Consider the following 14,966-nt stretch of genomic DNA (forward strand, 5'->3'; position numbering starts at 1 on the left):
TAGCAAGAAATAATCGTGCTGATTGTTGATGTATGTTCCGCACCAGGAAAGACGGTTGTCCGTACCGCAGTCAATACCGACTATTGCTTACTGATTCTGTCGTCAATGCAAGGACAGAAAGATGCCGGCAATTGCCGCACTCATCAGATTTGACAAGGTGCTCGCGGCGACCACTCGCAAGCCGTAGCGCGTCACTTCGGCGCGACGTTCGGGCGCGACGGCGCTGAAGCCGCCAGCAAGAATTGCGATCGAGGAGAAATTCGAGAAACCACACAAGGCGAATGAGACGATGGCGATCGTTCGGGGATCAAGTACCGTCAAGCCCGCGGCGAGGACGTCATTGGCGCTCTTCAAATACGGCGACAGGTCGGCATAGGCGACGAACTCATTGAGAATCATTTTCTCACCAATGAAATTGCCTGCGATCTGGGCGTTTTGCCAGGGCACGCCAATCAGCCAGGCAAGCGGCGAAAAAATATGGCCAAGAATGCCTTGCATTGTCAAATTCGAATAGCCAAACAGACCCGCGACGTTGCCAATCATGGCGTTCAACAGCGCAATCAATCCGATAAAGGCGATCAGCATGGCCCCCACGCTCACCGCGATTCGTAGACCGGTCATCGCGCCGGACGCCGCCGCGTCGATTACATTCGCCGAGCGGTGTTCGCCCGCCGTCAGGTGCGTGAAATCCGCAGTGCTGGTTTCCGTGGTGGGGAAAATGATCTTCGCAAATAAAAGGCCACCAGGAACTGCCATGAAAGACGCCGCGAGCAGATATTCAAGCTTGACACCCAGACCGATATAGCCAACAAGGACCGAGCCGGCAATCGAGGCCATGCCACTCGACATCACCGCAAACAGTTCCGCGCCGGTCATACGAGAGATGAACGGCTTGACGAATGCGGGGATCTCACTCTGACCGATAAAGGTTGTTGCAACGGCGGAACACGCCTCGATACGACTCACGCCTAGCAGCTTGCCGAGTATCGCGCCTACAACATTAATGACCCATTTCATGATGCCGATGTGATACAGCACCGCGATCAGCGCCGTCACGAAAATGATCATCGGCAGCACACGCAGCGCGAAGATGAAACCGTGACCACCAAAGAGTTGGAACATCTTGTCGTCAACCAGCCCGCCAAACATGAACGACACGCCGTGGTTACCCATCTCCAACACGTCGTTGACCCCGCGCGCCGCGCTCGAAAGCGCCGCGCTACCCTGCGGCAGAAACAATACAAGCGCGCCAACCGCAACCTGGAGCAGCATTGCAGCCAATAAAGTACGCATCCGGATCGCCCGCCGATTGACGGACAGCGCATAAGCAATAACCAACAACAGACCCATGCCCACCAAACTACGCAGAATATCCAAAACGTGCTCGCATCGAAAAAGAGAAAAGGCGAGCGCGGCGAAGCCGCACGCTCGGGCAACGTACCTGCCATGAATGAGTGGACGTCAGTTGTCCACTCACGGGGTGGATGATGTGTCATCCTCAGGCACACCGTCTTTCCAATGCGGCCAGTCTTTTACGATTGCGTCGACCAACGGCTTCCCCGCGCGATACAGGTTATCGACGGCAGGCACGAAACCACCCTGCTGCTGGTAATCCAGCAAATTGTTGACGTTCGATCCACCTGGCGGCGGTCGATCGAAGTCCGAGCCGGTGCGTAGCACGGCAACACGTCGGGTGTCGGCCAATCCCGCCGCGGCGCCGCGCTTGATCACCTCGAATGTCGCGTTGTCTTCCTGCTGCGTGGTGCAATACACCCCTCGCCCATCCGTCAGCAGTTTCGTCCAGTCTCGCGCACGCTGTCCGAGCGCAGTTCCCGAGAACCAGGTGTCACCCGACAGCGTATCGCACTGGATCACGCTTGGCGGTTGATTGGCCGGCGCACCAGGGTACTTTGCTCGATAGGCTTGCGCCTCCACGCTATCGGTCAGCACCGCGTTGCGCGACAAAGCATACGCGCGCTGCAGTAAAGCCTCATCGAGCTGGAACACCTCAGTGCGATAATCCAGAGGCGGTTTTTCCGTGCCGCTTTTTGTATTTATACCGAGATAGCCCGACTGCCAATTCGCCGGAATTTCTCGCGCGTCGATCTCCCATTGAATGCCAAAGTCCACGAGATAGCGCGCCCATGCGGCCGAGCCAAGCGTACCCTGTGCGGGGTCGATTCCAGCTATTCCTGCGATCAGGAAATACGTCTTGCGCAGGTCGAAGCGCCCCGAATACAGTAATGCAGCCATTGATGCGGCTGCGTTAGCGTGCCCCATGCCAGTGGTAAGCACACAGACATCATCCCGCGTGCAATGCACATCAGGGTAGTCCGGTGACAAACCCGCGACGCGAATAGCTCGCGTCTTACCCAAGTGGTCGAGCCAGACCTTTCCCTCTGGGCCGAACATCGAAACGATCAGCACTTTTACCGGCTGTCGCACCGGCGCCTTTGGCGCGGCATAGGCGCTAGCGCCGAGAAACCAGGCCATGCATGTGACGCCGAGTGCGTGGATCAAGGTATGTCGCTTTATCGAACCGAACACAACCATCGTTTACTTTTCCCATAATGAATTGATAAACAGTAATCCTAATCAGAATGTTTTTTTATAAGCTTAATGTAAGGTTTAGCACGGGTGTTATGTTTGCGTCACGTTAAGCAAGCATGGTGCCACCAATCGCGAATCTATCTGTTTTCAAGCAAGGGAATAGTCCGAGCTGACGCAGTTGCCAACAACGCCCTACATTTCGTTCGTTAGATGACCCGATTTGGCACATGAAATTGCATCGGATGCACTTCGTCGGTGCGAGTGCCCGATTGCCGTGCGCGTCAGGCATACCGGCATAGCCCGTTTGATGCGTTAGCGCTTGAAAGTATCCGCAAGAAGATGCAATGGGATCTTGTGAAAGATCATGGGAGTCTTGCCCGACTTGCGGCTTAAGCATGTAGTAGTTCGTCCGGACTTCCATGCTTATGCTGTGATGTGGTGGTCACTCCCAAGTCAGCCCGAGCACCCGCGTCAAGACAGCTTGGGTGCAAATAGTAGGCGCGAATCGGTTAAAGTATTGAGCCCAACAATCGGGTGATCGATGACGAGCAAGCGCAAAGACAAGCCGGGGCTGTTTGATGGTCGCCATTTTGATCGAGAAATCATCGTTCTGTGCGTGCGCTGGTACCTTCGCTACAAGCTCAGCCTACGCGATCTAGTGGGAATGATGGCAGAGCGCGGTTTATCGCTGGCTCACACCACCATCATGCGCTGGGTGAAACGCTTTACCCCGGAGTTCGTTAAATGCTGGAGCCACATCGCGATCCGCGCAGGTGGCTCGTGGCGAGTCGATGAGGCCTATATAAGGATTCGTGGCAGATGGGTCTACCTGTACCGGGCGGTTGATCGAGATGTTCAGACAGTGGACTTCTTACTCCGGGCCAAACGCGATGTAGTCGCAGCCAAAGCTTTTTTCGCAAGGCGATCAGGCACCAGGGTCGGCCACCAGAGACTATCACGCGCGATGGTTACCCAGCATCGCACCGTGCGATGCGGGAGATGAAGACCGATGACCTACCGCTTGAAGGCATGACGGTCCGCTCCTCGAAGTACCTGAACAACGTGATCGAGCAGGACCATCGAAACATCAAGTCGAGAACGAACGTGATGCTCGGCTTCAAACGGTTCAGAAATGCCGTGGTAACGATCTCGGGCATCGAATTGATGCATTGCATTCGCAAGGGCCAGTTCAATCTGACCAAACTCGTCCTCAAGGATGCCCCTCTGCTTGCGGTATGGAATGCTGTACCGTCTGCTTGATAAGATATCCTACAGGTAAGAACGTTCTCAACACTCTTACCTATTTGCACCAGAACCGTTTTGGGATGTCCCGCGCAATCTCGCTCATCAGAATGCCGCCTCGTCATAAAGTCCTGATACGCGTCTTACGTGCATCCGTCATCAGGCCAAATATGCTCGCCATGACAACACGTCAGATTTTATAACAACCAATATCGGGGGGTTGCAGTGACCGGTTGAATCCGCCGCCGTTAAAAACGGGGGACTACCGAGAATTTTCACCAGATGGCATTTACTCAAATAAAGACTTCGAAAAAGGCTACAACTTTTCGGAGGCACTGGAGTTTGGCTAGTGGAAGCACGTGCCAGAATGATCAATTGTTTCATTTTATCTAAATCAGAATGAAGATATCCGACGCAACCTCATCCGATGGATGTTCTGATATCCGGCACAGGGAATCACCGCTGCCGGAGTCAACCCCTAAGCTATCGCCGGAAACTCGCCGATTCGACCCCCTACTACACCCGTTACAAAGTCATAATCATCGCAATCCGGACACGATAATGATCGCGAAAAACAACGTGATGGAGTGGCAGCGTGTTGCTTGCACGCCTGGTTCGATGTTGCAGAACGTTGAAATACGCCGTGCAAAAGGTCTGCTGAACCTCACCGGGTCATCTGATTTTGCTATCGGTACACGCAGCCAGACGCAGAAAAGAGACCTGCAACGCACGGTCGCAGCTGTCATCATGGCCTACAACGAGGTAGCGGCCGAAGCTGGCGCACCGCTTATCACGATTCACGAAAACCACGTGAAGGGTGATGGAAAAGTGTATGAGGACAGGAAAATTCCACGCGCGTCCAACGAACGTGACTACGACTATTACCACACGTTGGGCGTGAATTACGCAGATAATGGCCGGATGTTGCCTCACTATCATCTTGAGTTCGGCAAAGCACTGAACAAACAAAACGTTGGTGCGGTGCTATGGAATCTACACAGGATCGGCCGTGACGTGTTAGGCGGAGAAATTCTCCACCCAAACGACATTGCTAACATACTGAACAAGCTCCCTGAAGGACAGATTCTTCCAGGACTCGATGCGCAGAAAGTGGGTGAGCGGCGTCAATTGTTACCGAATGAATTAGCTACGCCTAAAGATCGTGCGAATAGTAGGGATACGCTTGAGTCGGCGTTCATCGCGCTATCGAGTGCCAACACCGAGATCGCGTCGAAACACCCTTCCCTTCGCAATGCGCACATGAATTCGTTTCGTATTGCCGAACCCATGTTCGAATGTTTTTCTTCAGGCCATACAGCGCTAATTGATGATCTTCAAAGAATCGAGAACGCATCGATACACGGTGACGGCTTGGGGGTAAGCGATTTGATGTCGATTCATCAAGGTTTAAAGAAAGCTATGGCCGAGCTGGGCGATTTTTCCGGTGGGACAGCGCAAGAGCGAGACGCACTAGCCGTTAGGTTGAACGCAGCAACAGGAAAAATAAAACGACTTTTAAAAACGTCGAGCGTGCCGCTTAGGGGCGAGCAATCACATTAGATGGTTCTGTCGCCGACATCTCCCCTTTTTCAGTAGCACTCGGCTCTAGAGTCCGGGGGCACAGCGACGAAGCCCCCGCGGCGGTTCGTCCCGGACTCGCTCAGCGTCGATCAAAATATATCGTTTCGTTGACGTCTCCATTTTGTCATGCTGGTATACCAGTCATCGACCACCCGGAGACGCCGACGCGTGCACATCGAAGAACAAAACGAAATCGATCCCGGAGACGCATATACGCGGCTGCGTCACCTCATTGTGAGTGGCGAAATTGCACCGGGAACACCTGTCTCGGAACGCGGGTTATCCGAAAAATTGCAAATCGGTCGTACCCCGGTTCGCGAAGCGGTGAAGTCGCTATCGCGTGACGGTTTGCTCGAAATAGTACCGATGCAAGGCACTTTCGTGCGCCAGATGTCGCTTGCCGATCTGTCGGAAATTCACGAAATGCGGGTCGCGCTTGAGGGTATGGCCGCATTTCTGGCTGCGACGCGCGGCGATCTGGCGCGACTGGAGACCGTGGCCGAGCAGCTGAGAATTCTTGCCTCGCATGCACCGTTCGATTCCGTCAGATCCCAAAGCCTGGGTTGGGCTTATCACGACGCGATGTTCTCGGCCACGGACAATGCGCGCCTGCAGCAGGCGTATCGCAATCTGCGTGATCAAAGCGGACTCGTGCTGCAAAAAGTCGTGGATTACGACGCCAACGATGCATTCCAAGCCCTGCAAGAACACTTGGCGCTGCATGCGGCCATCGTCCGTCGTGACGGCGACGCGGCCCGCCGCATTGTTTGGGAACACCTCGAACATGCGATGCAACACCGATTTCGCTATCTGTCGCGCACCGGCGCGACACGCTAAGCACTCATCCTACCTATTCGACGAGACGGATCATGATTCGGCAACAACGGCGCCCCATCGCGCTACCGCTGCAAATGCTTATTGGCTTGGCTTTAGGGATGATTTTTGGTTTTGTGCTGCCACATTGGGCGAAAGCGATCGAGCCAGTGGGTGCGGCCTTCGTACAGGCGGTCAAGATGGTGATCGTGCCGCTGGTATTCACGGCGATTACGCTGGGTGTGTATCAGATGGGAAACCAGACACGCGCGCTTGGCCGTGTCTCTGCGATCAGCCTGGCGTATTTTTTCATTGCCACCTTGCTTTCGATCGCCTTGGGGCTACTACTTAACGGTGTGTTTCACCCCGGCATGGGTGCGAATCTCGCTGATGCGGCCACGCCGGCGAAGGCTATCGCGACATCGATCGACTGGACAAAGTTCTTCCTGGATATGATTCCCACGAATATCGTGGTCGCTATGTCCGGCGGAAATATGCTACCGGTGTTGGTGTTTTCTGTCTTGCTCGGTCTTGCACTGGCCTCCATCGGTGAGCGGGCGCTGCCGTTGGTGAACGTTCTGGATGCGTTGATGGCCAGTGTGTTCAAGATCACCGCGTGGGTCATCGCGCTGTCGCCTGTCGCGATTTTCGCAATTGTCTCCTGGTTGTTCGCGAGCAAGGGGCTTGCAACGCTTTTTGCACTCGCCAAACTTGTGGCGGTAATGTATCTCGGATTGGCAATTCTGCTGCTCGTTTTCTTTGGGATATTGCGCTTGATCGGCGAAAAGCCGTTGAAGACGGTCAAGCAGATCAGCGAGCCGTTTTTGTTGGCCTTTGCCACGCGTTCCTCGGAAGCCAGTCTGCCGCTGCATCTTGAAAAGCTGATCGCAATGGGCGTTCCGAAAGCAGTGGCATCGGTTGTCCTGCCGCTGGGCTATGCGTTCAATCGTGACGGTTCCATCATGTATTTCGCGCTGGCCGTGGGCTTTCTAGCGGATGCCTACCATGTGCCGATGGACTGGCATATGTTGTTGTCTATCACGATTGTGACAACGCTCGCCAGCAAGGGCAGTGCCAATGTGCCGTCTGGTGGTCTCGTGGCCGTGGCGATGGTCTTGTCGACGATCGGCGTGCCGCTGGAAGCACTTGCCGTGATTGCCGGCGTGGACGCCTTCCTGGACATGGGACGCACGGCTATGAATGTCTTTAGTAACACAGTGGCGGTGAAATTTGTCATGAAGTTCGCCGGGATCCCTTACGATGCGCCCGAGCCGATCCCATCCGTATCATCCAATCCCTTGGCCCCCGCCATTGCGCCGGCGTCGCTGGGCAAGTAAGCCCCCTTGTATCGAGGGGACGGCGGTAGATGAACGATTGGAAAACAATGACTGAGATACTTGACAATACCCCTGTACCCGTCGGCGGCATCAGCCACGACGGCATCGTCGATCTTCGCAGCGATACGGTGACGCGACCGACTGACGCCATGTGGGAGGCGATGAAGACCGCAACGTTGCGGGATGACACGCTTGAGGGTGATCCGACCGTGGCCTTGCTCGAGCACGAGGCAGCCCTGACGCTAGGGAAGGAAGGCGCTCTGTTCGTGTGCAGCGGTACGATGGGCAACACGATTGCAACATTGGTGCACGCGCCACGCGGTGGCGAAGCCATTGTCGATGCGCACGCGCATATGGCGCATTCTGAGGGTGGTGCGCTATCGCGGCTTGCAGGATTGTTCTGTCGGATGGTGCCGTCGACGCGCGGCGAAATGGATCTGGCCGTACTCGCGGATGTGGCACGCGGTGGCTTTTCACGCTATGGCGAACCGACGGCGATAATCGCGGTGGAAACCACACATAATGCATCCGGTGGGTATGTACCATCCATGCACTATATGCAAGGGATTGCGTCGCTGGGAGCCGAGCGCGGCATTGCGATCCATATAGACGGTGCTCGCTTGTTTAATGCCGCTGTCGCGTTGCGGCAACCCGTCTCGGCATTGGCTGGATGTGCGGACAGCGTCACATTCTGCTTGTCCAAAGGTCTGGGCGCGCCGATGGGCGCAATTCTCGCGGGCGATGCTGACTTTATTTTGCGCGCACGGACCCTGCGGCGCCAGGTCGGGGGCGGCTTGCGTCAGGCGGGCATCATGGCTGCGGCCGGACTGGTGGCGTTGAGAGAGATGCCCGCGCGTTTGCAGGAGGATCATGACCGCGCCCACCGCCTCTGGAACGGGCTGGCACATACGAATCGAATCGAACGGGACGATATCGCGCCACAAAGTAATATCGTTCGCCTGCGTGTTCCGGATGGTCGGGCCGAGGCCTATTGTCAACGCCTGGCCACGGCGGGCATCCTGGTCCGCGCCAACGGTGCGCATGCGATCAGAGTAGTGACGCATCGTCATGTCACGAATGCTGGCATCGATCAAGCGATTCATGCCTTCCGGGCTTTGTAGTCGACGTTGCGTTGGACAGCGCGTTTCATCGGTTACCGGCTCCATTTTCCCGCTCACCTTGCCTGCGCTTACCCCTCTTATGGGCCGCGCCGCCTATTTGCACCAGAGCCCGAAGAAAGTCAAACAATCCTTGGGGGCATCGTCACGCGTCGCACAGTAATGATCTGGTTCAACACGGCCTGGACCCGAAGGAGACATTGAGCCACGCTGTCTGGATGACCGCTCTCGGCATCAGTGGACGGTTGCCTGTTCCCGAAGTCCGACCGCATTCAAGCCCGAACCACGACACACCGCTGGCGTATCGCCTGCGTTTAGAAAGCGATTCAACCACTGCCGTTATTGCTAGAACCGAATGGTCTTAAGAAACCGGGCAGATCACCGCGTCCATCGCCTTCTCAATACTGGACGCGCCCGACAAGCGCGTGAGGGTCGAGCGCCCGCTGGACTATGCCGGACGCAACCTGTACTACGGGTGGCACGAATTTTCGGTAATAAGCCACATTACCGGGGCCAATCCCGTGTTCTGCACTAAAGCTACCACCATGCCGAAGTACCCTTTGATAGAGTTCTCGTCGTAATACGATTTGCCGCATCGGTCCGTATTGCTCGATGAGGGCCAGTGGAATCGCAATGATGAGATGACAGCCACCGTCACCGAAATGACCGAACTCGTAATAGCCCAGCGACGGATGTTGCGCGGCAAACCATTGCGCTGTTTCGACAAGAAACGGTGCAAGCGCACCCCGCGTGAAGGATATATCGAATGACAAAGGCAACGCATCTTGCGCGACTGCGAGTGGCAAACTATCGCGGATGCGCCAGAAGCGTTCGCTTTGTGCAAAGACAGCATCAAGGACTGCATGATTGTCGACGAGCGCTTCTACCACCTCAAGCGCACGGGCCTCAAGGAGCGAATCGAGGCCAGGCATCCCACTCGCGATCTCGACAAGTACAAAACATGCCGCGTCACTGTCGGCAAAGGGTGTGGTGATATGAGGAAACGCCGCGGCGACGCGCCTCAGCGCGGTCGCCGAGATGAATTCGTAGGCGGACAGCAATTCGCCGAACGCCGCCTCGAACGCCATGAGCGAGCTTGTCGCCGCTTCGTACGATGCTAGCGCGATGAGCAATGTATGCGATGAACGCTCGATCGGCGCGAGTGAAAACGACACGGCACTGATGAGGCCGTTGGCCCCGCCTGCGCCAATAAATAGCTGCTTCAGGTCCAGCCCGACATTATTCTTGCGCAATGCCGCAAGCAGATCTAGTACGCTGCCGTCACGATCCGCGAGTACGGCTTCCACACCGAGCACATTGTGTCGTGTACTGCCATACTTGACCAATCTACTGCCCCCCGCATTCGCACCGACCAGGCCGCCCACACAGGGGTCACTCCCGAGATCGATCGGCAGGCACAGTCCGGCGGCTTCAACATGCCGGTTCACTTCGGACAGGAGTGCACCCGCTTCGACCGTAATGCTACGATTCACCCGATCGAAATGGCGGATTCGTTTCATCCGTGTAAACGACACGACACATTGCGCACCGCTTCGATCCGGGATAGCGGCGCCGGTAAGGCCGGTTCGCTCGCCTTGCGGCAATAGCGTGACGCGATGCGCGACGGCGGCACGCACGAGTGCGCTCAGCTGCGCCACGCTATCAGGCAGTGCAACACCGAGCGCGTTCCCCTGGTAGTGCATGACATCGGTGAGGTATGGCGCGCACGCCTCGCCGGTCAACCACGCACCCGGGGGCAGCGCTGCCGCAAGCGCGTGGTTGGCGGACCGCGCGGTGTCGAAGGCGGTACCCATTCTTAGCTGGCCGCTACCGCTTGGCGGCGCAGCCGGCCTCGGACCAACACCAACGCGAACAGCGGTACGACGCCTCCCAGAATTGGGCTATGGCGCATCAAAATCGAAACCGCCAGCGCCACGAGCGTCACGGCTATCATTACCATCGATAGAAAACGCGTACGCTCCCGATCGGCGGCGGCGCAGTCGATAAAGCCGCCGTTATTCCACACAGTCTGCAGAATACCCACTACGAGCACGCACACCAGCACGGCGGCCGGCCCGAGTTCTTCTCCCCACAGGCGACTTGCCGCAGCGGAAGTAAAGGCTAGCACGCCCCCAATCACCAGATAGAGATCGACGCCGAGCGCGATGCTGTTGCCCTTGTGGCGACGCAACAGCCACAAACCATGCAGCACCGCCAGTACACCTCCGATAAGAAACGCATGCGTCCAGCGCTCGTCAGGTTCTCCTGGCCCAAGGCGACCGTAGAACAGAAACACGATGGCGGGCAGGAAATTACTCAAGTGAGACAAATAGTTGGTAACGGGGTTATGCGATTTCATCAAGGTCCTCCTTCGGATAAGACATGCAATAACGTTTATGCGTCGTGCCAGCGGAACATGCGCGCGGCAAGCAGCATGAAAATCAGTGTGCTCACCGCCATGCCGAACAGTTGCGGCAAGAAACTGGCATAGTGCCCACCGTCCAAAAGTACGCCGCGCAATGTCACGGCAAACTGGTTAACCGGAATGAATTTAAGGCCGTCCTTCAACCATTCAGGAGCGCCGTGCATTGGAATCGTCAGATCGCTAAGGAACAGCAGCGGGTAATAGGTGATGTTGCACGCCAACTCCGCCGCCGCGAGCGACTTCGCGCGGCTCGCCAGCAACACGCCGAAACTGAGCACCATCGCCGCGCCCAGCGCCACGATAGGAAGCGCGCGCAGTCCAGCACTGCTCCACAGCGGTAGCGCGATACCGAAAGCAAGACGCGCGACCAGGAACAGCACGATCGCGGAAAGCGCCATCATGATCATCCGCGCGGTGATCAACGCGGCCAGAAATACGAAACGCGACACCGGAAAGCATACGTAGAGCTTGAAGGTGTTGCGCTCGCGCAGTGCTGCGATGGCGGTAGCGGTGGAATTTAGGCCAATCGTCATGAACGACATCACAAGAATGCCTGTAACAAAGAACATGCCGTAATTGAACGGGCGTTGAAAGGGCACGGTATTCTCGAACCGCACAAGGTCGGCGGAGACAATACCTTGTTGCCGTGCGGCGCACCGCGCAAGCGCCATTTCTATCAGCCGCGCTGCCGCCTTCTCCACGATCGGGCCATTGAAGTCATAGCGGACGATCGACGGTTCGCCGAGGTGCGCGCCGAGTCGAACGATGACGGCATTGGCACCGGAATTGCTCCCGCTCACAAAGCGCACCTTGATCGCATCGCTGCGTGTCAGGCTATCCGTAATCTCGGCACGACAGGCTGCGCTATAAGTCGATTCGCCCGTACCCGAAGGAAGCGGGGTGAATGCCACCTTGACCTCGCCGAGCGAAGAGCCGGCACCACCGAACGCGAACAACATCACGCTCAGCAGGAATACCGGAAACGCCAACGTCCAGAATAGCGACGAACGGCTCCGCAAGAACCCCAGCAATTCGTTGCGGACCAGTATCGCAAATACATTAATCATGACGAAGTCCTTCAGTACACAGACGCAGCAGATCATTGTCGGTGGTAGGCGAGAGCTCAAGGTGCTGAATGCGCTGCTCGCCGACCAATTGTTGTACGTACGGATGCAGCGTGGCGTCGCCGAATACTTCGAGCACGAGCGGTTGTGGCGTACGTACGCCGACTACACCGTCTAGCACTTCGAGCCTCTCCCGCAACGCCGCCGCCTCTCTGTCGTCGCGGCAATAAAGGAGTGCGCGCGCCTCACCAACCAGCGTGGCTTTCAGCACATCTTTCTGTCCTTGATAAGCAATGCCGCCTTGCTTGACCCAGACAATGTCGTCGACAGCGGACAGATCTTCACCGGCATGGCAGATCATTGCGACGCTGGTTCCTTCCGGACGGTCGCGCAGCAGATCCGATACGACGCCGGTATAACGGCGGTCTAGGCCGGTGAATGGTTCGTCGAGTATCAGCAGCTCAGGGCGATGCGCCAATGCGACATACAGGTCTACCCGCTGGCGCTGCCCTTTCGAGAGTCCGCGGCAGGGCTTCCCGATCAGCTCGTCCAACGCGAGCGCTGCGGCGACGGCGGAATCCTGTTTACGATACATCGCGCGATGCAAGTCGACGATCTCGCTGACCTTGGTGTGATCCGCGTACTCGACTTTTTGCAACTGCGCTCCCAGCCGCCGCAGCGCGGAGGGATCGGCAAGAAATTGCCGCGTGGGCATGCCCAGAATCTGGGCGCCCGAACCACGGTTGTGCCGGAAACCGAGCAGCGCTTCGAGCAGCGTGCTTTTGCCGGCACCGTTCGGACCCACCACCGCTGTGATCGCCCCTTTGCGGAAACGCACGTTCGTCGCGCACAAATGGAATTGGCCAGCACTGACGTCGATCGAATCGGCGCTCAGCGCATAATCGTGTACACGATCGCCGTGGCCAAAATCTACGCCGAAGAGGCGCCATGCGTCAAATGATTGCCAAGGAGCGAACGCAAGGCGCAACGACGTAAAGAAAGACTTCGTCATGATCGGGTATCCGGATAGTCGAGCAGCATGACGTGGGTCTGACGCGTCCCGCGATAGGGATTGCGGCCATGCGCGGTCAACAGGTTATCGATCACCAGCACGTCGCCCGTGCGCCACGCGAAGGCGACCTCCTCATGGTCCATCGCGTCATATACGGCAACAAGGTCGTCGTAAGGCATCTCCGAGCCGTCGCCATAGCGGATCTCGTACGGAAATGCGGCACGCGTACCGAACACTCGCTGGAGCTGGCGGTAGCTGAGATCGCCCATTGAACGCGGATTCGGATGTTGCGCGCTGGCCTGATTGAACCATACGATGTCGGCGGTGCGCGGATGCGCGACCATGGCCGGGCCCACGTGCGAGACGGTGATGCTGCCGTCGTCAAGCCATGTGCAGCCGAGTTTGCGCTCCGCGCACAACCGCTCCACCTCGGTGCGCTCGGTGGTGTCGAAAGCCTCGTCCCACGGCCGGTGATATTCGGCAAAAAGTGGGTTTTGGTTAGTGTCGTCGCGACGCTGTGGCGGGGCAAAGTTGCGCAGATACATGACGCCACGCGCGGAGAACCGCTCTCGCACGGCGGCAGGCAGACGCGCGGTGACGCGCCGCATATCGCAGATCGGCGTCTCGCCTCCGGCTTCGGCAGGCACGGAACAGTAAAATGCAAGCAACCGCGGATAGGTCGCCATGTAGGCCATTTCCTGATGCAGGCCTATCTTGAACGGTGGCGGCATCCGCGTCGATTCATACACTTGGTCGGCGATCGCCTTGCGCGGCGCGGCGCCGGCGGTGTAGCCATGCGAATGCGGTGGATAGAGTGCGCCCAGCGTGCCGAACGAGGCGGTATCGGGAACAGCAAATCCGCGCCACAAGATTGCGCCGTATTCGTCGAGCAACGCACCGATGATATCGAGACGCTCGCCATACCACGCAACGAATGCAGTGCTCGAACTTGCCAGCACCGGGTCGCGCGGGCTCACGCACAATGGGAGCGTGCCACACTCCGCGAGGTGCGTACAGATTACATCGCGTGCGCCGAGGCAATTTGCGGCATGTACGAGGCGCGTATCGGCGTAATCGGTGGCGTGGATCGAATCCACGGTGATCCGGCGCGGAGTAGATGCGTTCATGATGTCAGACCAGCGGTGGTTTTTTCAGCAGGATCTCAAAGCCGAGCGCGCCGAGGCCTGTGCTGGGACTGTAAATCGTTGCGACGTCCGCGAGGCCAGCGTCATGGACCAATGCCTTGGCTTCCGCTAGCGTGACCTTTTCCTCAACGTGAGTCGGCGGATAATCGGCTGCCGCCCGCATCTGCGTGAAGCGATCGAGTAGGGCTTGCGGCGCGTCGCGACGCATGTCGTGCACCAGCGCTATACCGCCCGGTGCCAACACGCGAAACATTTCGCGCAGGCTTAATGCCTTATCCGGCAGATGATGCAGCGTTGCTCGGCCGACCGCCATCGTCAGGGTGCCGTCCGCGAGCGGTAGCGCCAGCGCATCGCCGACTTTCATCTCTATGCGTTCGGTTAATCCCAGTTCTTGAATGCGTGGCATGCCTTCGTCCAGCATTTCCGGATCAAGGTCGATGCCGATGAAGCGCCACGCGTGCATCGCCGGATCAGTCGCGAGGCGCACCGGCACGACGCCGGTGGCAGTGCCGATGTCAGCGATATAGCCTGGCGTCAAATCGCGCGCTAGCTGGCGAATTCGGCTTATAAACAGTAGATCCCAAGGTTCCAGGGTCTCGGTGGCGAAGCGGTCGTAGTCGTTCGCGGGGCGTAGATTCTTGAGTAGCATGTATTGTCTTGAATGAACGGGAAAAAGAAG

13 protein-coding genes are annotated in these 14,966 nt (G+C 57.3%); 5 read left to right on the forward strand and 8 right to left on the reverse strand.

The window, feature by feature from the left end; all coding sequences use genetic code 11:
• Positions 1-102: 102 nt before the first annotated feature.
• Both WM40_RS03010 and WM40_RS03015 read right to left on the reverse strand, forming a co-directional pair.
• Positions 103-1,377, reverse strand: a complete 1,275-nt coding sequence (locus tag WM40_RS03010) for a NupC/NupG family nucleoside CNT transporter (RefSeq protein WP_046152099.1) — start codon at positions 1,375-1,377, stop codon at positions 103-105.
• Positions 1,378-1,473: 96 nt separating this feature from the next.
• On the reverse strand, positions 1,474-2,493 hold the full coding sequence (locus WM40_RS03015) for a purine-nucleoside phosphorylase (RefSeq protein WP_046152176.1): 1,020 nt from the start codon (positions 2,491-2,493) through the stop codon (positions 1,474-1,476).
• Positions 2,494-3,091: 598 nt separating this feature from the next.
• On the opposite strand from WM40_RS03015, the gene WM40_RS03020 reads away from it, so the two are divergent.
• From WM40_RS03020 to WM40_RS03040, 5 genes are all read left to right on the forward strand, one after another.
• Positions 3,092-3,810, forward strand: a protein-coding gene (locus tag WM40_RS03020) for an IS6 family transposase (RefSeq protein ID WP_236693359.1) whose coding sequence is annotated in 2 segments (ribosomal slippage) — positions 3,092-3,455 and positions 3,455-3,810 — 720 coding nt in all. Because the reading frame shifts where the segments join, the coding sequence is not laid out codon by codon here.
• Between the two features lie 543 nt (positions 3,811-4,353).
• The gene (locus WM40_RS03025; RefSeq protein ID WP_046152100.1) at positions 4,354-5,352 is read left to right on the forward strand and encodes a hypothetical protein; all 999 of its coding nucleotides are present in this window, start codon (positions 4,354-4,356) and stop codon (positions 5,350-5,352) included.
• A 189-nt stretch (positions 5,353-5,541) separates the two neighbouring features.
• Positions 5,542-6,210 (forward strand): GntR family transcriptional regulator, encoded by a 669-nt coding sequence (locus tag WM40_RS03030; RefSeq protein WP_236693360.1) that lies wholly within the window; start codon positions 5,542-5,544, stop codon positions 6,208-6,210.
• Positions 6,211-6,242: 32 nt separating this feature from the next.
• Positions 6,243-7,523 (forward strand): dicarboxylate/amino acid:cation symporter, encoded by a 1,281-nt coding sequence (locus tag WM40_RS03035; RefSeq protein WP_052738144.1) that lies wholly within the window; start codon positions 6,243-6,245, stop codon positions 7,521-7,523.
• Between the two features lie 47 nt (positions 7,524-7,570).
• On the forward strand, positions 7,571-8,644 hold the full coding sequence (locus tag WM40_RS03040) for a threonine aldolase family protein (RefSeq protein ID WP_046152179.1): 1,074 nt from the start codon (positions 7,571-7,573) through the stop codon (positions 8,642-8,644).
• A gap of 395 nt (positions 8,645-9,039) precedes the next feature.
• Here WM40_RS03040 and WM40_RS03045 read toward each other — a convergent pair whose 3' ends face one another.
• From WM40_RS03045 to WM40_RS03070, 6 genes are read right to left on the reverse strand one after another with little or no spacing between them, the layout of a single operon-like run.
• The gene (locus WM40_RS03045; RefSeq protein ID WP_024904171.1) at positions 9,040-10,455 is read right to left on the reverse strand and encodes an FAD-binding oxidoreductase; all 1,416 of its coding nucleotides are present in this window, start codon (positions 10,453-10,455) and stop codon (positions 9,040-9,042) included.
• Positions 10,456-10,457: 2 nt separating this feature from the next.
• On the reverse strand, positions 10,458-11,000 hold the full coding sequence (locus WM40_RS03050) for a hypothetical protein (RefSeq protein ID WP_046152101.1): 543 nt from the start codon (positions 10,998-11,000) through the stop codon (positions 10,458-10,460).
• A gap of 35 nt (positions 11,001-11,035) precedes the next feature.
• Positions 11,036-12,133 carry an ABC transporter permease gene (locus tag WM40_RS03055; RefSeq protein ID WP_024904173.1) on the reverse strand — a complete coding sequence of 366 codons (1,098 nt, stop codon included), beginning with the start codon at positions 12,131-12,133 and terminating at the stop codon, positions 11,036-11,038.
• A complete protein-coding gene (locus tag WM40_RS03060; protein WP_046152102.1) occupies positions 12,126-13,142 on the reverse strand; it encodes an ATP-binding cassette domain-containing protein in 1,017 nt (338 codons plus the stop codon). Before WM40_RS03060 ends, WM40_RS03055 begins: the two co-directional genes overlap by 8 nt.
• Complete coding sequence (locus WM40_RS03065; RefSeq protein ID WP_082102400.1) at positions 13,139-14,269, reverse strand: TauD/TfdA family dioxygenase; 1,131 nt, start codon at positions 14,267-14,269, stop codon at positions 13,139-13,141. Before WM40_RS03065 ends, WM40_RS03060 begins: the two co-directional genes overlap by 4 nt.
• Positions 14,270-14,273: 4 nt before the next feature.
• A complete protein-coding gene (locus tag WM40_RS03070; protein WP_024904176.1) occupies positions 14,274-14,936 on the reverse strand; it encodes a class I SAM-dependent methyltransferase in 663 nt (220 codons plus the stop codon).
• Between the last annotated feature and the right edge of the window lie 30 nt (positions 14,937-14,966).

Source organism: Robbsia andropogonis, from assembly GCF_000970345.1.
GTDB classification, from domain to species: Bacteria; Pseudomonadota; Gammaproteobacteria; order Burkholderiales; family Burkholderiaceae; genus Robbsia; species Robbsia andropogonis.